The following is a 21,845-nucleotide window of genomic DNA, read 5'->3' as shown; positions in this document are numbered from 1 at the left end:
CAGCCGACCCGACGGTCGATCTGACGGGCCGTCAAGATAGAACAGGTTCTAGAAGAAGGGAACCGAAAACATCTGCGATCACCAGCTCTTTCCGTCGTAGGCTGACGCCCGCTGTCTGCCGATGGGGGACGGACACACGAGGGAGGACACATGGGGATCCGAAGCCTGACCCGCACGGAAGCCGAACGCCGGTCCGCACTGATCGCGGTCGAGCGGTACGACGTGGACATCGACCTCACCGCCCTGTCGGCGGGACCGGAGGTCCGCTGTGTCTCCACGGTGACCTTCACCTGCCGGGAGCCGGGCGCGGAGACCTTCGTCGACTGCGCGGCCGAGGTCCGCGCCGCCACCCTGAACGGCACCCCCCTCACCCCCTCCGGCGACGGCCGGATCCCGCTGCCCGGCCTGGCCGCGCACAACGTGCTGCGCGTCGAGAGCGTCCAGGCCGACACCGCCACCGGCGAGGGCGTGCACAAGGCCGTCGACCCCGCCGACGGCGAGGTGTACGTCTGGACCAGCTTCGAACCCGACGAGGCCCGCTTCGTCTGGGCCTGCTTCGACCAGCCCGACCTCAAGGCGCCGCACGCCTTCACGGTCACCGCCCCGGCCGCCTGGACCGTCCTCAGCAACTCCGGTGACGCCCGCGTCGAGGAGCAGGGCGCCGCCCGCAGCTGGGCCTTCCCGGACACCCCGCCGCTGTCCGTGTACAACACGGTCGTCAACGCGGGCCCCTTCCACGAGATCCGCCGCGAGGCCGACGGCCACGACCTCGGCATCTACGCCCGTCGCTCGCTCGCCGAGATCCTGGAACGCGACGCCGACGAGATCTTCACCCTCACCTCCCAGGGCCTCGCCTTCTTCGCCGAGGCCTTCGCGATGCCGTTCCCGCAGCGCAGGTACGACCAGGTGTTCATGCCGGAGTTCGGCGGCGCGATGGAGAACTACGGCTGTGTGACCTGGTCGGACGGTTTCCTGCGGCGGGCCACGCCGACCCACGCGGAGCGTGAGCTGCTCGCGCTGGTGCTGCTGCACGAGATGGCGCACATGTGGTTCGGCAACATCGTCACCATGCGCTGGTGGGACGACCTCTGGCTGAACGAGGCCTTCGCCGAGTTCGCCTGCCACTGGGCCGCCGAGGACGCCACCCGCTACACCGACGCCTGGGCGAGCCATCTCGCGGGCGGCAAGCTCAAGGCCTACCTCTCCGACCAGGGCCCGGTCTCGCACCCGATCCACCAGCCCATCCACGACGTGGCCCAGGCCGCGTCGATCTTCGACAACATCACCTACCCCAAGGGCGCCTCCGTCCTCCAGCAGCTCATGACCTATGTGGGCGAGGACCGTTTCCGGACCGGCATGGCCGCCTACTTCGCCCGCCACGCCTGGGGCACCACCACCCTCCAGGACCTGACCGACGCCCTCGCCGAGGCCGGCGACCGCGACCTGGCCACCTGGCGCAAGGCCTGGCTGGAGACCGCCGGCACCGACCGCTTCACCCTGGAGCAGGACGGCGACACCGTCACCCTGGTCGCCGACGGCACCCCGCGCCCGCAGGTCCTGGCCGTCGGCGCGTACGACCGCGCCGGCGACGCCCTGGAGCGCACCGCCCTGGTCCGCGTCGAGGTGACCGAGCCCCGCACCCCGGTCACCGGCCTTCCCGCCACTGCCGACCTCCTTCTGATCAACGACGACGACCTCACCTTCGCCACCACTCGCCCGGACCCCGCCACCCGGGACACGCTCTTCCGCACGGCGTCCCGGCTGCCCACCGCCATCTCCCGGGGCGTGGCCGCCGCCACCGTCTGGGACATGCTCACGGCGGGCGAGGCCACGGCTGCCGAGGCCGGACGGAGCCTCACCGAGCTGCTGGCGGCCGAGACGTCCGACGCCGTGATCGAGCCCTACCTGACCCTCGTCACCAACATCGCCGAGCTCTGGGCCCCGGCCGCCGAGCGCCCCGCGCTGACCGAGGCCGTCGCCGCCGTCTGCCGCCGGCTCGCCGCCGACCCGGGCCGCCGCCAGGTCGCCCTGCGCGGCCTCGCCCGCACCGCGACCGGCGCCGAGGACCTCGCCTGGCTGCGCGAGCAGGCCGGTGACGACGTCGACCTGCGCTGGCGCGCGCTGACCCGCGAGGCCGAACTCGGCGCCGACGTCACCGCCGAGTCCGCCGCCCTGCTCGACCGCGACCCCGACCCCGACGCCTGGGTCCGCGCCCTCACCGTCCGGGCCGCCCTGCCCGATCCGGACGCGAAGGCGGAGACCTGGCAGCGGCTGGTCGTGGACCGCACGGTGCCCGTCCAGTCGGTCGGCCCGGTGGCGGCCGCCTTCTGGCGCCCCGGCCAGGACGCCCTGCTGGCCCCCTACGCCGAGCGCTACCTGGACGCGATTCCCCAGCTGGAGCAGGGCGGCATGATCCCGGCGATGGTGTACACCTCCCAGCTCTTCCCGCCGTACGGGATCGGGCCCGAGTTCGTCGAGGAGGCCCGGCGGGCCGCCCAGGACGTGGCCCCCGTGGTCCGCAACAACCTCCTGGAGCGCTCGGACGCCGTCCTGCGCATGCTCGGCGCCCGGGCCGCGGGCGCCTGACCCCGGGGAGGGGGAGACCCGCGCCGGCTCAGCGGCCGAGCCCGGCTCCCCCTCTTCGCCCGCGACCCCCTCGCCCGCGGCGGCCCCACGCGATCCCTCCGGTCTCGGACTCCGTCACCGACACCACCCCCCCTCAACCGATCGTTCGGTTCGCGTGATTCCATGGTCGCCGGGCCGGGGCGGCGGATCAACCGCTGTGGAAAACCTCCGCCGCGCCCTGTGGACAACTCGCGATGCGGGTCCGGCGGACCCCGCCCGAAGGCCGTACGACCTGCGCCGACCTCGGCCGGAGGGCTCCGGTGCCCCGGACCGGGAGGGCCGCCCGCACCGGCCGGAGTGGTGATGACCACGTTCTCGGGCTCCGCCACGGGGCTGCGCTCGACGGCCGGTGCTGAGTACCGTTCCGTGCGAGTGCCGGGCAGCGGCACACCGGGCGGTCCCGGATCGGCCGACCGGACGACCTGGCGGAATCGGGGAACGGGGCGGCATGGACGCGTACGACGGGGACTCGGACGCCCGGCAGGGGCCGCAGGGCCCGGTCGGGACGCGTCCGGACCACCCCGCTGACCCCGTGGACCCCCATGTCCTCGGCGAGCCCGTCGGCCCGCCGCCGCCCGTCCCCCGTACCGGCGTCGCCGCCCTCTCCCCCCGCTACCAGGTCGGCGCGGCCCTGGCCCTGGCCCTGGTCGCGGTCGCCGCCTGTGTCCACCTCGGAATGGTGTTCCTGAGCGTCGCGCCGGCGAACACCGTGACGAAGCAGCACGGCAAGGCGATCGAGGAGTGGGTGTACCCGGAGTTCGAGCAGAACTGGAAGCTCTTCGCGCCCAACCCCCTGCAGCAGAACATCGCCGTGCAGGTGCGCGCCGACGTGATGATGCAGGACGGCACCACGACCACCACCGGCTGGAACGACCTGTCGGTCCAGGACGGCAAGGAGATCGACGGCAGTCTGCTGCCGAGCCACACCGTGCAGAACGAGCTCCGCCGGGCCTGGGACTTCTTCGTCAGCACGCACGGCACCGACAACCGTCCGATGGGCCTGCGCGGCTCCCTGTCCGAGCAGTACCTGCGCCGGATCGTCGTGATGCGCATGTACCAGCAGGACGCGACCAGTGAGAAGGGCACCATCGAACGCGTCCAGGTGCGCTCCAGCACCACCAACGTGCCCCCGCCGGACTGGAGCGGTGAGAAGGTCTCCGACGTCCCCGCCTACCGGGAGCTGCCCTGGTGGACGGTCACCGCGGACGAGGCGAACGGGGGTGTGCGGTGAGCCGTTTCGCCCTGTGCGTGTCCCGCGCCATCGCCCGGGTCACGGGGTCGGCGCTCGGCCCGTACCAGACGGCCGTCGTGCGCATCGGCTTCGCCGCCACCTGGCTGCTGTTCCTGCTGCGCGAGTACCCGCACCGCCAGGAGATGTACGGCCCCGACGGCACCTGGAGCTTCGACCTCGCCCAGCAGCTGACATCGGACAACCACGCCTTCACGGCGCTGATGTCCTCCGACAGCCAGGTGTTCTTCGAGGTCTTCTACTTCCTGGCCGTCCTGTCCAGCGCGCTGCTGCTGGTGGGCTGGCGCACCCGCGCCACGTCCCTGATGTTCATGGTCGGGGTGCTGTCCCTGCAGAACCGCAGCGTCTTCATGGGCGACGGCGGCGACAACGTGCTGCACCTGATGTCCATCTACCTGGTGTTCACCCGCTGCGGCCAGGTGTGGTCCCTGGACGCGCGCCGGGCGGCCCGCGCGGACGCGGCACGCGCGCGCGGCGAGCCGGTGGCCCCCGACCGGGCCGGCCCCGCGCTGTGGGCGGTGTCCGGACTGGTGCTGACCGTGGCGGCCCTCACCGGCCGCACGGGCGGCGGCTGGCTGATCCCGGCTCTGCTCTGGGCGACCTGGGCGGGTGTCGCCCTGTGGTGGGCGGTGGGCCGCCGGGCACGCACGGCCGAGCCCCGGATCCTGCTGGACGTCATCGCGAACATCCTGCACAACGGCGCCCTGTTCGTGATCATGGCCGAGGCATGTCTGATCTACGCCACCGCCGGCTGGTACAAGATCCAGGGCTCCCGCTGGCAGGACGGCACCGCCGTCTACTACCCGCTCCACCTGGACTACTTCTCGCCCTGGCCGGCCCTCGCCGACCTGCTGTCCGCCAACGGCACCCTGGTGATGCTGGTGACCTACGGGACGGTCATCGTGCAGGTCGCCTTCCCGTTCACGCTGTTCAACCGGCGGGTCAAGAACGTGCTGCTGGCCGCGATGATGACCGAGCACGCGGTGATCGCGATCGTCCTCGGCCTGCCCTTCTTCTCCCTTGCCATGATCACGGCGGACTCGGTCTTCCTGCCCACCTCGTTCCTGCACCGGCTGGGCGGCTGGGCGGCCCGCGCACGCGACCGTGTCCTGCGCCGCGACGACCCGCCGCTGCCCGTGCCGCGCTCCCCCGAGGCCGACGAACAGCCCCGCGTAGGCTTCGGGGCATGACCGACCCCCTGGACCACTGGGCGCGGCGGGCCGGCTCCGCCGTCCTGCTCGACGGCTTCCACGCCCTCAAGCACGCCCTGCGCTTCGGCGCGGAGGTGCCGGTGGCGGTCACCACGGACCGCGCGGCGACGCTGGCCCTGGCCGACGAACTGGCGCCGGACGTACGGGAGGCGCTGGCCGCGCTGCTGACGGAGGTGCCGCCGGAGACCTACGCGTCCCTCGTCCCCCGGCCCCACCCCACGGCCGTGGCCGCCCTGGCCCTACGACCGTCCCGCGAGGCCAACCTCCGCGCCCTGGCCCACCTCCCGCGCACCGCCCCGATCGTCGTCCTCGACGAACCCCGCAACCTCGGCAACGCGGGCGCCGTGATCCGCCTGGCCGCGGGCTTCGGAACGACGGGCGTCATCACCACCGGCACCCTCGACCCCTGGCACCCCACGGTCGTACGGGGCGGCGCGGGCCTCCACTTCGCCACGGCGGTCGAGCGCCTGACGGTCCCCGAACTGCCGCCGGGCCCGGTGTTCGCCCTGGACCCGGAGGGCGAGGACATCCGCGGCACCAAGCTTCCGGACGACGCCGTCCTCGCCTTCGGCTCGGAGCGGACGGGCCTCTCGCCAGACCTGCGCGCGCGTGCCGACCATCTCCTCCGGCTGCCGATGCGCCCCCAGGTGAGCAGCTACAACCTGGCGACGAGCGTGGCTATGACCCTGTTTCACTGGAGCGCCCCGTAGGGGCGCGGGGCTGTCATTGATATGCGACTGCCGCCGCGGGGGCGCGACCAGCCCCCACGCACCCGCAGCTCTCCACGGCGACCAGCCACCCCCAACGGCTATGCCTCCCTGCGTACCTCGATCACCCGGAACCGGTTCGCCACGAACGCCCCGTCGCACAGCGCGGCGTTCGCCGCCGGGTTGCCGCCCGACCCGTGGAAGTCGGAGAAGGCCGCCGTCTGGTTGACGTACACCCCGCCCACCAGGTTCAGCGACAGCTGCGCCGCCTCCTCCAGGCAGACCTCCTCGACGGCGCGCTCCACGTCGGCGTCGACCGTGTACGCCCCGACGGTCATCGCGCCCTTGTCCCGCACCGTCCGCCGCAGCAGTTCCGTGGCGTCGGCGGCCGAGTCGACGGCGACGGCGAAGGAGACCGGGCCGAAGCACTCGCTCATGTACGCGGCCTCGTCGTCCGGCTTGGCCCCGTCCAGCTTGACGATCACCGGGGTCCGCACGACCGCGTCCGGGAACTCCGGGTTGGCGATCTCCCGGGAGGCGAGGGCGACCTCGCCGAGCCCGGCGGCGGCCTCCAGGCGGGCCTTGACGTCGGGGTTGACGATCGCGCCGAGGAGCGCGTTCGCGCGGGCGTCGTCGCCGAGCAGACCGTCGACCGCGCGGGCGAGGTCGGCGACCACCTCGTCGTACGACCGGGGTCCCTCCTCCGTGCGGATGCCGTCGCGGGGGATCAGCAGGTTCTGCGGGGTGGTGCACATCTGGCCGCTGTACAGGGACAGCGAGAAGGCCAGGTTGGAGAGCATGCCCTGGTAGTTGTCGGTCGACTCGACCAGCACCGTGTTGACGCCGGCCTTCTCCGTGTAGACCTGCGCCTGCCGGGCGTTGGCCTCCAGCCAGTCGCCGAAGGCGGTGGAGCCGGTGTAGTCGATGATCCTGATCTCGGGGCGGGTCGCCAGCGTCCTGGCGATGCCCTCGCCGGGCCGCTCCGCCGTCAGCGCCACCAGGTTCGGGTCGAAGCCGGCCTCGGCGAGGACCTGGCGGGCCACCTGGACGGTGAGGGCGAGCGGGAGCACCGCGCGCGGGTGCGGCTTGACCAGGACCGCGTTGCCGGTGGCCAGGGAGGCGAACAGGCCCGGATAGCCGTTCCACGTGGGGAACGTGTTGCAGCCGATGACCAGCGCGATGCCGCGCGGGACCGGCTTGAAGGCCTTGCTCAGCGCGAGCGGGTCGCGCTTGCCCTGCGGCTTGGTCCACTCGGCCGTGTCGGGGGTGCGGACCTGCTCCACGTAGGCGTACGCCACTGCTTCCAGACCGCGGTCCTGGGCGTGCGGGCCGCCCGCCTGGAACGCCATCATGAACGCCTGACCGCTGGTGTGCATGACCGCGTGCGCGAACTCGTGCGTGCGGTCGCTGATCCGCTTGAGGATCTCCAGGCAGACCACCGCGCGCGCCTCCGCGCCCGCGTCGCGCCACGCGCGCTGCCCCGCCTTCATGGCCGGCAGCAGTGTGTCGACGTCGGCGTGCGGGTAGGTCACGCCCAGTTCGATGCCGTACGGCGAGAGCTCGCCGCCGACCCAGTCGTCGGTGCCGGGCTGGCCGAGGTCGAGGCGGTTGCCGAGAAGGGCGTCGAAGGCGGCCTTGCCGGCCGCCGCGTCCAGGCTGCCGTGCTCGCCGTAGGCCTTGGGGTGCTCGGGGTGGGGGGACCAGTACGCGCGCGTGCGGATCGCCTCAAGCGCCTGGTCAAGCGTGGGCCGGTGCGTGGCGATCAGCTCGTGCACGGTGAGTTCGGCGGTCATGCGGGACCAACTCCTCGTCTGATGAGCTCCCCTTCGAGCTCATGACCTGGGCGGAAACGGCCGGACAGAGTTAGAGTAACCGAACGATCGGTCGGGACAAGGGGGCCTGCCGCATCTGTGGAAAACCCCGTGCGGGAGGATCGCGCACATGACAGCACTCGACCTCAGCAGCCCCGTGGGCGTCGTCGGCACCGGCACCATGGGCCAGGGCATCGCCCAGGTCGCACTCGTGGCGGGCCACCCCGTACGGCTGTACGACACCGTCCCCGGGCGGGCCGAAGACGCGGCCGCGTCGATCGGCGCCCGTCTCGACCGGCTCGTGGAGAAGGGCCGGATGACGGCCGCCGCCCGGGACGCGGCCCGCGCGCGGCTGCTGCCCGCCGAAGAACTCACCGGGCTCGCGGACTGCGCACTGGTCGTCGAGGCCGTCGTGGAGCGGCTGGAGGCCAAGCAGGAGCTGTTCCGGGCCCTGGAAGACATCGTCGACGAGGACTGTCTGCTCGCCACCAACACCTCCTCCCTCTCGGTCACCGCCATCGGCGGCGGCCTGCGCGCCGCCTCCCGCCTCGTGGGCCTGCACTTCTTCAACCCCGCCCCGCTGCTGCCGCTGGTCGAGGTGGTCTCCGGGTTCGCCACCGACGTCACCTCGGCCACGCGCGCGTACGAGACCGCCCGGTCCTGGGGCAAGACGCCGGTCGCCAGCGCGGACACCCCCGGTTTCATCGTCAACCGCATCGCGCGGCCCTTCTACGCCGAGGCGTTCGCGGTCTACGAGGCGCAGGCCGCCGACCCGGCCACCATCGACGCGGTGCTGCGCGAGTGCGGCGGCTTCAAGATGGGCGCCTTCGAACTGACCGACCTGATCGGCCAGGACGTCAACGAGTCCGTCACGCACTCCGTGTGGCAGGCGTTCTTCCAGGACGTCCGCTTCGCGCCCTCCCTGGCCCAGCGGCGGCTCGTCGAGTCCGGCCGCCTCGGCCGCAAGACCGGCCACGGCTGGTACGACTACGAGGACGGCGAGGAGCGCCCCGAGCCGCACACCGCCGAGCCGGCCGACCGGCCGCCCTATGTCGTCGCCGAGGGCACCCTGGGCCCGGCCGCCGAGCTGCTCGCGCTGATCCGCGAGGCGGGCATCCAGGTCCGCGAGGAGGACGAGGACCACGGCACCCGCCTGGTGCTGCCCAGCGGCGGCCAGCTGGTCCTCGCGGACGGCCAGACCTCCGTCGAGTTCCGGGACGTCGTCTACTTCGACCTCGCCCTCGACTACCGCCGCGCCACCCGCATCGCCCTCTCCGCGGGCCACGACACCCTGCCCCAGACCCTGAGCGAGGCCGTCGGTCTCTTCCAGGCGCTCGGCAAGCAGGTCAGCGTCATCGGTGACGTCCCCGGCATGATCGTCGCCCGCACGGTCGCCCGGATCGTCGACCTCGCGCACGACGCCGTCGCCAAGGGCGTCGCCACCGAGGAGGACATCGACACCGCGATGCGCCTGGGCGTCAACTACCCGCTCGGCCCCTTCGAGTGGAGCCGCCGCCTCGGCCGCGACTTCGCCTACGACCTCCTCGACGACCTGCACCTGCGCGATCCGAGCGGCCGCTACGCGCCCTCCCTCGCGCTCTACCGCCACGCCTACGCCACCGAGAAGCGGGAGGGCGCCTCATGACCACCGCCAAGCGCGACACCTACACCCCCGAGACCCTGCTCTCGGTGGCCGTCCAGGTCTTCAACGAGCGCGGCTACGACGGCACCTCCATGGAGCACCTCTCCAAGGCGGCCGGCATCTCCAAGTCGTCGATCTACCACCACGTCGCCGGCAAGGAGGAACTGCTGCGCCGCGCGGTCAGCCGGGCGCTGGACGGCCTGTTCGGGATCCTCGACGAGGAGCACGCGCGCACCGGCCCCGCCGCCGACCGCCTGGAGCACGTCGTACGGCGCATGGTCGAGGTGCTGATCACCGAACTGCCGTATGTGACGCTGCTGCTGCGGGTGCGCGGCAACACCGGCACCGAGCGGTGGGCGCTGGAGCGGCGCCGCGACTTCGACCACCGGGTGGCCGACCTGCTGAAGGCGGCCGCCGCCGAGGGCGACATACGGGGCGATGTCGAGGTGCGGCTGGCCACCCGGCTGGTCTTCGGCATGGTCAACTCGATCGTGGAGTGGTACCGCCCGGACGGACGCGGCGCGAGCGAGCGCGAGGTCGCCGACGCGGTCGTCCGGCTGGTCTTCTCCGGTCTGCGCGCGGCCTGACGTCACCTGACGTCAGTTGTCGCCCGGTTCCAGGTCCTCTTCCTCGAAGACCAGCAGTGTGCGGCTGCTGAGCACCTCGGGGATGGCCTGGAGCCGGGTCAGCACCAGCTCGCGCAGCGCCCGGTTGTCGGGCGTGTGCACAAGGAGCAGCACGTCGAAGTCGCCGCCCACCAGCGCGATGTGGGAGGCGCCGGGCAGCTGGCGGAGCTGCTCGCGGACCGTGCGCCAGGTGTTCTGGACGATCTTCAGCGTGATGTACGCCGAGGTGCCCTGGCCCGCCCGCTCATGGTCCACCCGGGCGCCGAAACCGCGGATCACCCCGTCCTCGATGAGACGGTTGATACGCGCGTAGGCGTTGGCGCGCGAGACATGGACGCGTTCGGCGACCGACCGTATCGACGCCCGGCCGTCCGCCTGGAGGATCTGGAGGATGTCCTGATCAATGGCGTCCAGCGGGCGGGCGGGCGGCAGCGCCGCCCGGTCCTGCGGGCCTTCGGCCATTTGTTCAGGTGCCATGTCCCCCCGCCTTCCTGTCATGGACGTACTGCGTTCATTCCAGGCTGTGGAGAACCGTTTGTCCACAGCCTGATGCCGCCTGTAGCCAAAATGTGCCAACGACCGAACAATCGGTAGGTGGGACGGGTCACAGGCGATCCGTCTCCCGTAGCCACCCCCATGAGGAGGTGCCGTCATGACGGTCATGGAGCAGCGGGGCGCATACCGCCCTTCTCCGCCGCCCGCCTGGCAGCCCCGGACGGACCCCGCGCCACTGCTGCCCGACGAGCGCCCGTACCGCGTCCTCGGAACGGAGACGGCCGCCAAGGCCGACCCCGAGCTGCTGCGCCGGCTGTACGCCCAGCTCGTCCGCGGCCGCAGGTACAACGCCCAGGCGACCGCCCTCACCAAGCAGGGCCGCCTCGCCGTCTACCCGTCCAGCACCGGCCAGGAAGCCTGCGAGGTCGCCGCCGCGCTCGCCCTCGAAGAACGCGACTGGCTCTTCCCCAGCTACCGCGACACCCTCGCCGTCGTCGCCCGGGGCGTGGACCCCGTCGAGGCGCTCACTCTGCTGCGCGGCGACTGGCACACCGGCTACGACCCCCACGCCCACCGCGTGGCCCCCCTCTCCACCCCGCTCGCCACCCAGCTCCCGCACGCCGTCGGCCTCGCCCACGCGGCCCGCCTCCTGGGCGACGACGTGGTCGCGCTCGCCATGGTCGGCGACGGCGGCACCAGCGAGGGCGACTTCCACGAGGCGCTGAACTTCGCCGCCGTCTGGCAGGCCCCGGTCGTCTTCCTGGTCCAGAACAACGGCTTCGCCATCTCCGTCCCGCTCGCCAAGCAGACCGCCGCCCCCTCCCTGGCCCACAAGGCCGTCGGATACGGCATGCCGGGCCGCCTGGTCGACGGCAACGACGCGGTCGCCGTGCACCAGGTCCTCACCGACGCCGTACGACGCGCGCGCGAGGGCGGCGGCCCCACCCTGGTCGAGGCGGTGACCTACCGCATAGAGGCCCACACCAACGCCGACGACGCCACCCGCTACCGCGGCGACGCCGAGGTCGACGCCTGGCGCGACCACGACCCGATCCTGCTCCTGGAGCGCGAGTTGACCGACCGCGGGCTGCTCGACGAGGACACCGTCCGCGACGCGCGCGAGGACGCCGAGACGATGGCCGCGGACCTGCGCGAGCGCATGAACCGCGACCCCGAGCTCGACCCCATGGACCTCTTCGACCAGGTGTACGCCGAGACCACCTCCCAGCTGCGCGAACAGCGCGCCCTGCTGCGGGCCGAACTGGACGCCGAACAGGGCGCCGAACAGGGCGCCGAACAGGACGCCGAGCAGGACGACCACCGGGAAGGCGGCCACTGATGACGACCGTCGCCGTCAAACCCGCCACGATGGCGCAGGCGCTCACCCGCGCGATGCGCGACGCGATGGCCGCCGACCCCGCCGTGCACGTCCTGGGCGAGGACGTCGGCACCCTCGGCGGCGTCTTCCGGGTCACCGACGGTCTCGCCAAGGAGTTCGGCGAGACCCGCTGCACCGACACCCCCCTCGCCGAGGCCGGCATCCTCGGCACCGCCGTCGGCATGGCGATGTACGGACTGCGCCCGGTCGTGGAGATGCAGTTCGACGCCTTCGCCTACCCCGCCTTCGAGCAGCTCATCAGCCATGTCTCCCGGATGCGCAACCGCACCCGGGGCCGGATGCCCCTGCCGATCACCGTCCGGATCCCCTACGGCGGCGGCATCGGCGGCGTCGAGCACCACAGCGACTCCTCCGAGGCCTACTACATGGCCACCCCCGGCCTGCACGTCCTCACCCCCGCCACCGTCGCCGACGCCTACGGACTCCTCCGCCAGGCCATCGCCTCCGACGACCCGGTGGTCTTCCTCGAACCCAAGCGGCTGTACTGGTCCAAGGACTCCTGGAACCCCGAGCATCCGACGGACGTTGAACCCATCGGCCGCGCGGTGGTGCGCCGAACCGGGCGCAGCGCCACACTCATCACCTACGGCCCGTCCGTACCGGTCTGCCTCGAAGCCGCCGAGGCCGCCCAGGCGGAGGGCTGGGACCTGGAAGTCGTCGACCTGCGCTCCCTGGTGCCGTTCGACGACGAGACGGTCTGCGCCTCGGTTCGGCGCACCGGGCGAGCGGTCGTCGTACACGAGTCGGGCGGGTTCGGCGGACCGGGAGGGGAGATCGCGGCCCGGGTCACGGAGCGCTGCTTCCACCATCTGGAGGCACCGGTGCTGCGCGTGGCCGGGTTCGACATCCCTTATCCGCCGCCGATGCTGGAGCGCCACCACCTGCCCGGCGTGGACCGCATCCTGGACGCGGTGGCGCGTCTGCAGTGGGAGGCCGAGGGCTGATGGCACAGGTGCTGGAGTTCAAACTGCCCGACCTCGGGGAGGGGCTCACCGAGGCGGTGATCGTCACCTGGCTGGTCCAGGTCGGCGAGGTCGTCGCGATCGACCAGCCGGTCGTCGAGGTCGAGACGGCCAAGGCGATGGTCGAGGTGCCCTGCCCCTACGGCGGTGTGGTCACCGCCCGCTTCGGCGAGGAGGGCAGCGAACTGCCCGTCGGCGCCCCGCTCCTGACGGTCGCCGTCGGCGAGGCCACCCCGGTCCCCGAGGCGGAGGGCTCCGGCAACGTGCTGGTGGGCTACGGCACGGGGGCGCCCCCGGCGCGCCGCCGCCGAGTCCGCACCTCCGTCCCGGAGCGGGCCAACGGCACGGCGGACCGGAACACCGCCGTCGCGCAGACGGCGCCCCGCGCGCAACCGCCCACACCGCCCATCGCGCTCGCCGAAGGCCCCATCCCGGTGATCTCCCCCCTGGTCCGCCGTCTCGCCCGGGACAACGACCTGGACCTGCGCGCGCTGTCCGGCTCCGGCCCCGACGGCCTGATCCTGCGCGCCGACGTCGAGGACGCCCTACGGGTCGGCGCGGCCCGCGCCGCCGCCCCTGCCGCCATCGCTCCCAAGGCGGTCGGCAACCGCACCCCCCTCAAGGGCATCCGGGGCGCGGTCGCCGACAAGCTCTCCCGCAGCCGCCGGGAGATCCCCGACGCGACCTGCTGGGTGGACGCCGACGCGACCGAGCTGATGCGCGCCCGCACCGCGATGAACGCGGCGGCGGGCCCGAAGATCTCCCTGCTCGCCCTCCTCGCCCGGATCTGCACGGCCGCCCTGGCCCGCTACCCCGAGCTGAACTCCTACGTCGACGTCGAGGCCCGCGAGATCGTCCGGCTCGACCACGTCCACCTCGGCTTCGCCGCCCAGACCGAACGGGGCCTGGTCGTCCCCGTCGTCCGCGACGCCCACGGCCGTGACGCCGAGTCCCTGACCGCGGAGTTCGCCCGCCTGACCGACTCCGCCCACGCCGGCACCCTCACCCCCGTGGACCTCACCGGCGGCACCTTCACCCTGAACAACTACGGCGTCTTCGGCGTCGACGGCTCCACCCCGATCATCAACCACCCCGAGGCGGCCATGCTGGGCGTGGGCCGCATCGTGCCCAAGCCCTGGGTGCACGAAGGCGAGTTGGCGGTCCGACAGGTCGTCCAACTCTCCCTGACCTTCGACCACCGGGTCTGCGACGGCGGCACAGCGGGCGGCTTCCTTCGCTACGTGGCCGACTGCGTGGAGAACCCGACGGTCCTTCTCAGGACGCTCTAGCCGCAGCGCCCCGCCAGGGGCGCACGCAACCACACCCTGCACATCCCACGCCCCCCATCGGTTCCCCGTGATCAGAACGCCCCCCATACTCGAAAGGTGACCGCCACCGACCCTCCGCCCTACGACGCGATCGTGTTGGCCGGCGGCGCCGCGAGGCGCCTCGGCGGGGCCGACAAGCCGTCCGTCAGGGTCGGCGGCCGTCCCCTGCTCGACCGCGTCCTCGCGGCCTGCGCCCGCGCACGGCGGACCGTCGTCGTCGCGACTCCCCGCCCCACCTCCCGTCCGGTCCACTGGACCCGCGAGGACCCCCCGGGCGGCGGCCCGGTCGCCGCCCTCGACGCCGGCCTGCGCCACACCACCGCCGACCGCGCGGTCGTACTCTCCGCGGACCTTCCGTTCCTCGAAGAGGCGACGGTGCAGCGGCTGTTGGCGGCCCTGCACACGACCGGCGCGGACGGCGCGCTGCTCACCGACGCCGACGGCCGCGACCAGCCCCTCGTGGCGGCCTACCGCACGACCGCACTCCGGCACGCGCTGTCGGCCCTCGCCGAGGCCAACGGCGACGGCCTCACCGGCCTTCCCCTGCGGCGCCTGACCGCCGCGCTGAATCTCACCCGTGTCCCGGACCCGCTCGCGTCCTTCGACTGCGACACCTGGGACGACATCGCCGACGCCAGGGCACGCATCAGGGAGCATGGGCACGTGTTGGATGAATGGATCTCCGCAGTCAAGGACGAGCTGGGCATCGACCTGGAGGTCGACACCCACCTGCTGCTCGACGTGGCCAGGGACGCCGCGCACGGTGTGGCCCGCCCGGCCGCCCCGCTGACCACGTTCCTCGTCGGCTACGCGGCCGCACAGGGCAAGGGCGGCCCCGAGGCGGTCGCCGAGGCCGCCCGCAAGGCCGCCGCGCTGGCCCTGCGCTGGGCGGAGGAGGCGAACGCCCCCGAGCAGTCCGCCCCCGAGCAGTCCGCTTCCGAGCAGCCCGCCCCCGCCGACCCGGCTCCCGGCGCCCCCGCCGCCGAAGACCCAGCGCCCGGGCCCGGCCGGTGACCGCCCCCGGTACCCGGGCCGGCGGGCCCGTCGGGGACACCGACGACGATCTCGACGTCGAGGAGGCGCTCGCCCTCGTGAGAGAGCCAAGGGAGCCGCGCGAGCCCCGGGAGGGCGGGGCTGCCGCACCGACCCCCCACGGCGGCCACACCCACGTCGGCCACCGCCACGGCGAGCACACCCCCGGCGCCCCGTCGGCCCACCGCCGCCGGGCCACCCCCTGGCCCCGGGCCCGCGAGATCGCCGCCCGCGCCGCCCGGTCCGGCGTCCGCCGCGCCCCCGTCTCCGTGCCGCTGGCCGACGCCCTGGGCCTGGTCCTGGCCGCTCCGCTGGACGCGCTGACCGACCTGCCCTCCTTCGACACCTCCGCGATGGACGGCTGGGCGGTCGCCGGTCCCGGCCCCTGGGACGTACGCGAAGAGGGCGTCCTGGCCGGGCACGCGCAGCCCGAGCCGCTCACCGACGGCGAGGCGGTCCGGATCGCCACCGGCGCCCGGATCCCGGCGGACACCACCGCCGTGCTGCGCAGCGAGCACGGCCGCACCGACGCCCAGGGCCGGCTGCACGCCACCCGTGACACGGTCCACGGCCAGGACATCCGCCCGCGTGGCCAGGAGTGCCGCAGCGGCGACCAGTTGCTGCCCCTCGGGACCCTGGTCACCCCGGCCGTCCTCGGCCTCGCCGCGGCCGCCGGCTACGACACCGTCACCGCCGTGCCCCGCCCCCGCGCCGAAGTCCTGATCCTGGGTGACGAGTTGCTCACCGAGGGCCTCCCGCACGACGGACTGATCCGGGACGCGCTCGGCCCGATGCTGCCGCCCTGGCTGCGCGCGCTCGGCGCCGAGGTGACCGCCGTACGCCGGCTCGGCGACGACGCCAAGGCCCTGTACAAGGCGGTCAACGCGTCGACGGCCGACCTCGTCGTCACCACCGGCGGCACCGCCTCCGGCCCGGTCGACCATGTCCACCCCACCCTGGAACGCCTCGGCGCCGAACTCCTCGTCGACGGCGTCAAGGTGCGCCCCGGCCACCCCATGCTGCTGGCCCGCACCAAGCCGAACCAGCACCTCGTCGGCCTTCCCGGCAACCCCCTCGCCGCCGTCTCCGGCCTGCTCACCCTCGCCGAACCCCTGCTGCGCACGCTCGCCGCCCGCCCGGCCCCCGAGCCCTACGCGCTGCCGCTGACGGAAGGCACCCACGGGCACCCCTACGACACCCGGCTCATCCCGGTCGTCCTGCGCGGTGACGCCGCCGTCCCGCTGCACTACAACGGCCCGGCGATGCTCCGCGGGATCGCCGCCGCCGATGCCCTCGCGGTCGTACCGCCGGGCGGTGCGCACCAGGGCGAGGAGACGGAACTCCTTGACCTACCGTGGGCGTCCGCCGGGATCGGGGTGTGTTTCACGTGAAACTTCCGGGCCATGACGCCATCGCCCGCCAGGCCGGCGAACATCTGGTGACCCATCGGGTGAAGCTCCCGACGAAGGTGGTGGAGCGCCCGATCCGCCAGGTCGCCAAACGGCTGTCCATGGCCCTGCTGGTGCTGGTCGCCACCGCGTTGATCGTCTGGGTCGACCGCGAGGGCTACACCGACAACTCGGACAGCTCCGTCGACCTCCTGGACGCCTTCTACTACGCGACCGTCACCCTCTCCACCACCGGCTACGGCGACATCACCCCGGTCAGTGACGGCGCCCGGCTCATCAACATCTTCGTCATCACGCCACTGCGCGTGCTGTTCCTGATCATCCTGGTCGGCACCACGCTCGAGGTCCTCACCGAACGCACCCGGGAGGAATGGCGCCTGAACCGCTGGAGGTCCGCCTTGCGCGATCACACCGTCGTCGTCGGGTTCGGGACGAAGGGGCGGTCGGCGATCCAGACCGTCTGCGCCACCGGGCTGAGGAAGGAGCAGGTCGTGGTGGTCGACCCCAGCTCCAAGGTGATCGAGGCGGCCACCTCCGACGGGTACGCGGGTGTCATAGGTGACGCGACCCGCAGCGAGGTGCTGACCCGGGCCGAGGTCCAGCGGGCCCGGCAGATCATCATCGCCACCCAGCGCGACGACACGGCCGTGCTGGTGACACTGACGGCCCGGCAGCTCAACAAGGGCGCGAAGATCGTGGCCGCGGTCCGCGAGGAGGAGAACGCGCCGCTGCTCAAGCAGTCCGGCGCCGACGCCGTCATCACCAGCGCCAGCGCGGCCGGACGCCTGCTGGGCCTGTCCGTGCTCAGCCCGGCCGCCGGCATGGTCATGGAGGACCTCATCCAGCAGGGCAGCGGCCTGGACCTGGTCGAACGCCCGGCCGTCAAGGCCGAGGTCGGCAAGAGCCCGCGCGAGACGTCCGACCTGGTGGTCAGCGTCGTCCGCGGCCACCGGGTGCTCGGCTACGACGACCCGGCCCTCGGCACCATCCAGCTCACGGACCGGCTGATCACCATCGTGCGCGCCTCCCCGGGAAACCACGTCGCGCCCGACCTTCGCCCGCTGCCCCGGGCCTGAACAGGCAGGGAGTAGCGTCGGCCGTATGCATGCGATCACGATTCCCGAACCTGGTGGGCCCGAGGCGCTGGTGTGGGACGAGGTCCCCGATCCGGTGCCGGCCGAGGGCGAGGTGCTGGTCGAGGTGGTGGCCAGTGCGGTCAACCGCGCCGACATCATGCAACGGCAGGGCTTCTACGACCCGCCGCCGGGCGCGTCCCCCTATCCCGGTCTGGAGTGCTCCGGGCGGATCATCGCGCTCGGCTCCGGTGTCTCCGGCTGGTCCGTCGGCGACGAGGTGTGCGCGCTGCTCGCGGGCGGCGGATACGCCGAGAAGGTCGCGGTCCCGGCGGGGCAGCTGCTGCCGGTGCCCGAGGGCGTGGACCTCAAGCAGGCCGCCGCGCTGCCCGAGGTGGTCTGCACGGTCTGGTCGAACGTCTTCATGATCTCCCATCTGCGCCCCGGGGAGACGCTGCTCGTGCACGGCGGCTCCAGCGGCATCGGCACCATGGCGATCCAGCTGGGCAAGGCGGTCGGCGCCCGGGTCGCGGTCACCGCGGGTACCAAGGAGAAGCTGGAGTTCTGCGCCGGGCTCGGCGCGGACATCCTCGTCAACTACCGCGAGCAGGACTTCGTCGCCGAGCTGAAGCAGGCCACCGACGGCGCCGGCGCCGACGTCATCCTCGACAACATGGGCGCCAAGTACCTGGACCGGAACGTGCGGGCCCTCGCCGTCAACGGGCGGCTCGCGATCATCGGGCTGCAGGGCGGGGTCAAGGGCGAGCTGAACATCGGCGCGCTGCTCGGCAAGCGGGCCGCGATCAGCGCGACCTCGCTGCGGGCCCGTCCGCTCGCCGAGAAGGCGACCATCGTCGCGGCGGCGCGGGAGCATGTGTGGCCGTTGATCGCCGCGGGCCATGTCCGCCCGATCGTCGACCGCGAGCTGCCGATGGCCGAGGCCGCGCAGGCCCAGCGGACGGTGGAGGCCAGCGAGCACATCGGCAAGGTCCTGCTCGTCGCCTCCTGACCTGCCGCGCCCGTCAGCGCCTGCCGCGCCTGCCGGGCCCGTCAGCCGCGCCGGGCCCGTCAGCCGCGCCGGACCTGTCAGCCGCGCCGGACCCGCAGGCCCACGAAGGCGAGGCCGAGGCCCAGGCCGATCAGGACCAGGCCGCTGCCCAGCGGGAGGACGTGCAGTACGGGCTCGGAGGCGTCCTCCTGGCTGTGGGCCACGGCCTGGTGGGCGGTGGCCGACGGGGACGCGCTGGGGGGAGCCAGGTCGGCCTCCTGGGCGGGCGGCCGGGAGGAGGCGGGCGGGCTCTCGTCACCGGTCCGCCCCGGCTCCGGTGAGGTCACCGCCTGCTCGTCGGGGTCGTCGTCCGCGTCCTGCCCCTCGACCTTCACCGCCGGTCCCTGCGGCCGCCCCGGCCGCAGCCTGCCCTCACCGGCCAGGGTTCCGGCCCGGGACGGCTCGGGGGTGACCGAGGCGCTGGCGGAGTCGGAGGGCAGGGGCTCGGGGTCGTACGCGACGGCCGTGCCGTACGGCAGCAGGACCGCCGCGAGGACCAGCAGCAGCCGGACGACCGGCAGCCGGACCGGCCCGAGCCGTGCGCGGTCGGGGCGGTCGGGGGTGGGTCGCAGCCTTGGAGTCACGTCGGTGACCTCCTGGAGCACAGTCGTTCAAGCCGACGTACTCCAGATTCACATTCAGCGGCAAACCCGGCATTTCTGATTCGGCCGATGGGACTACGGCCGGTCCGGGGCGGCTCCGGGCGGTGGATCAGCCTCAACGGGGGGCACCAAGGTGGTGAGGTGTACGGGTGCGAGAGAATGGCGGCATGGAGATGCCGAGGAACGAACGGTCCCCCGAGAATCCGCAGATCCTGGTCGTGGGCCAGGACGGGATGGCGCTCGGTGGCGGCAACGGGGACGAGGACTCCCGCGAGATCCCGGTGACGGAGATGGTGGAACAGCCCGCCAAGGTCATGCGGATCGGCAGCATGATCAAGCAGCTTCTGGAGGAGGTGCGCGCGGCTCCCCTCGACGAGGCCAGCCGGGTCCGGCTCAAGGAGATCCACGCCAGCTCCGTGAAGGAGCTGGAGGACGGTCTGGCGCCGGAGCTGGTGGAGGAGCTGGAGCGCCTCTCGCTGCCGTTCACCGAGAACTCGACCCCCTCCGACGCGGAGCTGCGTATCGCGCAGGCCCAGCTGGTGGGGTGGCTGGAGGGCCTCTTCCACGGGATCCAGACGACCCTGTTCGCCCAGCAGATGGCGGCCCGCGCCCAGCTGGAGCAGATGCGGCGCGCGCTGCCGCCGGGCGTCGGCGGCCACGAGGGCGACGAGCAGGGCCCGGCCGGCCGCTCCGGCGGGCCGTACCTCTAGATCTCCCGTAGATCTCCCGAGACGGCGAAGGGCCCGGCGGACGACCGCCGGGCCCTTACTACTGCTGTCGCTACCGCTCCTACTGCTACCGCGCGTACCGCGACCCGCCTCAGCCGGTGGCCGGGTTGCCCGTCGACACCTTGAGCTCGATGGTCGGCATGTCCTGCGGGTCGACGTCCGTGCCCGAGGACGGGAACTGCTCCATGACCGTGCCGTCGCCGTAGGTGTTCTCGTCCACGTCGACGATCTTCATCTGCCAGCCGGCGGCCTGGAAGCACTCCTTGACCGACTTGATGTACTTGAACTTGAAGTTCGGGACCTGGATCTTGTCCGGGTCGTCGTACGACTCCTGCGGCTCGGTGCACTCGGTCTTCTCGACGGTCTTCGCGGTGTCCGGCCCGCGGTAGCCCGAGGCGTGCGAGGCCGAGGCGCTCGCGGAACTGCCGCCACCGCCTGCCTGGTCGTCGTCGCCCCCGCCGCCGTTGTTCAGCGCCAGGGCGACGACCAGCCCGACCACCGCGATCAGCGACACCGCGATCGCCCCGACGACCACCGGGCGGTTGCCCTTCCCACCGCCGACGGCGGCGGAAGCGGCCGTGGGCGTGATCGTGTACGGCGGCGGGGTCGACGGCGCGGGCTGGGCGTATCCGGGCGGCGTCCGGTAGCCGGCCTGCTGCGGATAGCCGTAGGCCGGAGCGGGGCCGGGGACGGGGGCCGGGGTGCCGTACGGGTTCGGGGTCGGCTGGTACGGCGTCTGGACCGGTCCGGGGGGCGCCGGGGTGGCCTGGCCGACCGGCGGGAACACCGCGGAGCCGACGCCCGAGCCGCTCTGTGCCTGCGGGACGCCCGGGACGATGCTGGGCGCGGCCGGCTGGAGCGAGGCGGCCACCCGAAGGCACTCGTCGCGCATGGACTCGGCGGTCGGGAAGCGCTCGTTCGGGTTCTTCTTCAGCGCGCGGGCGACCAGCGCGTCCACGGCCGGGGGAAGGGCCCGGTTGATCGAGGAGGCCGCGACCGGCTCCTCCTGGACATGCGCGTAGGCGATCGCCAGCGGCGAGTCCGCGTCGAACGGCAGCCGCCCGGTGACCAGCTGGAACAGCATGATCCCGACCGAGTAGAGGTCGGAGCGGGCGTCCACGCCGCGGCCCAGCGCCTGTTCGGGGGAGAGGTACTGCGGGGTGCCGACGACCATGCCGGTCTGGGTCATCGAGGTGACCCCGGACTGCATGGCGCGGGCGATGCCGAAGTCCATCACCTTGACGACCCCGCGCTTGGTCGTCATCACGTTGCCGGGCTTGATGTCGCGGTGGACCAGCCCCATCTCGTGGCTGATCTCCAGCGCGGCCAGCACATCGGCGGTGATCTTCAGCGCCTTGTCGGCGGGCATGGCGCCGTACTGCCGTATGTCCTCCTCCAGCACCGAGCCGAGCGGACGGCCCTCGACGTACTCCATGACGATGTACGGCATCGTGGAGCCGTCGAGCGCGTCCTCTCCGGTGTCGAAGACGGAGACGATGTTGGTGTGCGTGAGCTTGGCCACTGCCTGGGCCTCGCGGCGGAAGCGCTCGCGGAAGGCCTGTTCCCGGCCGAGTTCGGTGTGCAGGGTCTTGATCGCGACCTGACGGTCCAGGACCGCGTCGTACGCCAGGTGCACGGAGGCCATGCCGCCCTCGCCGAGCAGGTCGCGCAGCTGGTAGCGGCCGCCGGCCAGAGCCCGCCCCGTATAACGGCCGTGAGCGCCGTCCTGGCTCATTTTCCCCGTCCCCCGTTGGGTACTCAGGCACCCTTGTTGATCGAATGTCCCATTCCTGGGAAAGTTCCCGGCCAAGTCTGCCCGAGGGCACTGACACGTCAAGCGCGGTGCCCGTTCCGTGACCGTACGCGAAGGAAGAGCCGCGGAAGCGTTACAGCGGCCG

18 protein-coding genes are annotated in these 21,845 nt (G+C 72.8%); 14 read left to right on the top strand and 4 right to left on the bottom strand.

Annotated features, from left to right (window positions below):
* The first annotated feature begins 150 nt into the window (after positions 1-150).
* The 4 genes from pepN to ACGFZS_RS09360 all read left to right on the top strand — a co-directional run bounded on the left by pepN (position 151) and on the right by ACGFZS_RS09360 (position 5,795).
* On the top strand, positions 151-2,586 hold the full coding sequence (pepN, locus tag ACGFZS_RS09375; RefSeq protein ID WP_393794602.1) for an aminopeptidase N: 2,436 nt from the start codon (positions 151-153) through the stop codon (positions 2,584-2,586).
* Positions 2,587-3,073: 487 nt separating this feature from the next.
* The gene (locus tag ACGFZS_RS09370; RefSeq protein ID WP_393794601.1) at positions 3,074-3,856 is read left to right on the top strand and encodes a DUF5819 family protein; all 783 of its coding nucleotides are present in this window, start codon (positions 3,074-3,076) and stop codon (positions 3,854-3,856) included.
* Positions 3,853-5,064, top strand: coding sequence for an HTTM domain-containing protein (locus tag ACGFZS_RS09365; protein WP_393794600.1), 1,212 nt, complete (start codon positions 3,853-3,855; stop codon positions 5,062-5,064). Before ACGFZS_RS09370 ends, ACGFZS_RS09365 begins: the two co-directional genes overlap by 4 nt.
* A complete protein-coding gene (locus ACGFZS_RS09360; RefSeq protein WP_393794599.1) occupies positions 5,061-5,795 on the top strand; it encodes a TrmH family RNA methyltransferase in 735 nt (244 codons plus the stop codon). The genes ACGFZS_RS09365 and ACGFZS_RS09360 overlap by 4 nt, the downstream gene beginning before the upstream one ends.
* Before the next feature lie 98 nt (positions 5,796-5,893).
* Here the strand turns inward: ACGFZS_RS09360 and paaN are convergent, their stop codons facing one another.
* On the bottom strand, positions 5,894-7,585 hold the full coding sequence (gene paaN, locus ACGFZS_RS09355) for a phenylacetic acid degradation protein PaaN (protein ID WP_393794598.1): 1,692 nt from the start codon (positions 7,583-7,585) through the stop codon (positions 5,894-5,896).
* A 148-nt stretch (positions 7,586-7,733) separates the two neighbouring features.
* Between paaN and ACGFZS_RS09350 the strand changes: the two genes are divergently transcribed.
* A complete protein-coding gene (locus ACGFZS_RS09350) occupies positions 7,734-9,248 on the top strand; it encodes a 3-hydroxyacyl-CoA dehydrogenase (protein ID WP_393794597.1) in 1,515 nt (504 codons plus the stop codon).
* Positions 9,245-9,832 carry a TetR/AcrR family transcriptional regulator gene (locus ACGFZS_RS09345; RefSeq protein ID WP_365678958.1) on the top strand — a complete coding sequence of 196 codons (588 nt, stop codon included), beginning with the start codon at positions 9,245-9,247 and terminating at the stop codon, positions 9,830-9,832. The genes ACGFZS_RS09350 and ACGFZS_RS09345 overlap by 4 nt, the downstream gene beginning before the upstream one ends.
* Before the next feature lie 12 nt (positions 9,833-9,844).
* On the opposite strand, the gene ACGFZS_RS09340 is transcribed toward ACGFZS_RS09345, so the two are convergent.
* Positions 9,845-10,348 carry a winged helix-turn-helix transcriptional regulator gene (locus ACGFZS_RS09340; RefSeq protein WP_390971779.1) on the bottom strand — a complete coding sequence of 168 codons (504 nt, stop codon included), beginning with the start codon at positions 10,346-10,348 and terminating at the stop codon, positions 9,845-9,847.
* A 175-nt stretch (positions 10,349-10,523) separates the two neighbouring features.
* Between ACGFZS_RS09340 and pdhA the strand changes: the two genes are divergently transcribed.
* The 7 genes from pdhA to ACGFZS_RS09305 all read left to right on the top strand — a co-directional run bounded on the left by pdhA (position 10,524) and on the right by ACGFZS_RS09305 (position 18,578).
* Positions 10,524-11,705: a pyruvate dehydrogenase (acetyl-transferring) E1 component subunit alpha gene (gene pdhA / locus ACGFZS_RS09335; RefSeq protein WP_393794596.1), complete on the top strand. Its 1,182-nt coding sequence runs from the start codon at positions 10,524-10,526 to the stop codon at positions 11,703-11,705.
* The gene (locus tag ACGFZS_RS09330; protein WP_359211407.1) at positions 11,705-12,709 is read left to right on the top strand and encodes an alpha-ketoacid dehydrogenase subunit beta; all 1,005 of its coding nucleotides are present in this window, start codon (positions 11,705-11,707) and stop codon (positions 12,707-12,709) included. The genes pdhA and ACGFZS_RS09330 overlap by 1 nt, the downstream gene beginning before the upstream one ends.
* Positions 12,709-14,016, top strand: a complete 1,308-nt coding sequence (locus ACGFZS_RS09325) for a dihydrolipoamide acetyltransferase family protein (protein WP_393794595.1) — start codon at positions 12,709-12,711, stop codon at positions 14,014-14,016. The genes ACGFZS_RS09330 and ACGFZS_RS09325 overlap by 1 nt, the downstream gene beginning before the upstream one ends.
* 96 nt (positions 14,017-14,112) lie before the next feature.
* Positions 14,113-15,069 (top strand): NTP transferase domain-containing protein, encoded by a 957-nt coding sequence (locus ACGFZS_RS09320; protein ID WP_393794594.1) that lies wholly within the window; start codon positions 14,113-14,115, stop codon positions 15,067-15,069.
* Complete coding sequence (locus ACGFZS_RS09315; protein ID WP_393794593.1) at positions 15,066-16,478, top strand: molybdopterin molybdotransferase MoeA; 1,413 nt, start codon at positions 15,066-15,068, stop codon at positions 16,476-16,478. Before ACGFZS_RS09320 ends, ACGFZS_RS09315 begins: the two co-directional genes overlap by 4 nt.
* Entirely contained in the window at positions 16,475-17,572 is a 1,098-nt protein-coding gene (locus ACGFZS_RS09310; protein WP_393794592.1) for a potassium channel family protein, read from the top strand. The genes ACGFZS_RS09315 and ACGFZS_RS09310 overlap by 4 nt, the downstream gene beginning before the upstream one ends.
* Positions 17,573-17,597: 25 nt before the next feature.
* Complete coding sequence (locus ACGFZS_RS09305) at positions 17,598-18,578, top strand: NAD(P)H-quinone oxidoreductase (RefSeq protein ID WP_393794591.1); 981 nt, start codon at positions 17,598-17,600, stop codon at positions 18,576-18,578.
* Positions 18,579-18,655: 77 nt separating this feature from the next.
* Here ACGFZS_RS09305 and ACGFZS_RS09300 read toward each other — a convergent pair whose 3' ends face one another.
* A complete protein-coding gene (locus ACGFZS_RS09300) occupies positions 18,656-19,201 on the bottom strand; it encodes a hypothetical protein (RefSeq protein WP_393794590.1) in 546 nt (181 codons plus the stop codon).
* A 185-nt stretch (positions 19,202-19,386) separates the two neighbouring features.
* On the opposite strand from ACGFZS_RS09300, the gene ACGFZS_RS09295 reads away from it, so the two are divergent.
* A complete protein-coding gene (locus ACGFZS_RS09295; protein WP_355714143.1) occupies positions 19,387-19,929 on the top strand; it encodes a bacterial proteasome activator family protein in 543 nt (180 codons plus the stop codon).
* Positions 19,930-20,038: 109 nt separating this feature from the next.
* Here the strand turns inward: ACGFZS_RS09295 and ACGFZS_RS09290 are convergent, their stop codons facing one another.
* Positions 20,039-21,682: a protein kinase gene (locus tag ACGFZS_RS09290; RefSeq protein WP_393794589.1), complete on the bottom strand. Its 1,644-nt coding sequence runs from the start codon at positions 21,680-21,682 to the stop codon at positions 20,039-20,041.
* Positions 21,683-21,845 lie beyond the last annotated feature (163 nt).

Origin of the sequence: Streptomyces sp. NPDC048288, assembly GCF_043201555.1 — a bacterium.
Lineage (GTDB): Bacteria > Actinomycetota > Actinomycetes > Streptomycetales > Streptomycetaceae > Streptomyces.
The sequence above is the reverse complement of the archived record's forward strand: the minus strand, read 5'-3'. Positions and strand labels throughout refer to the sequence as shown.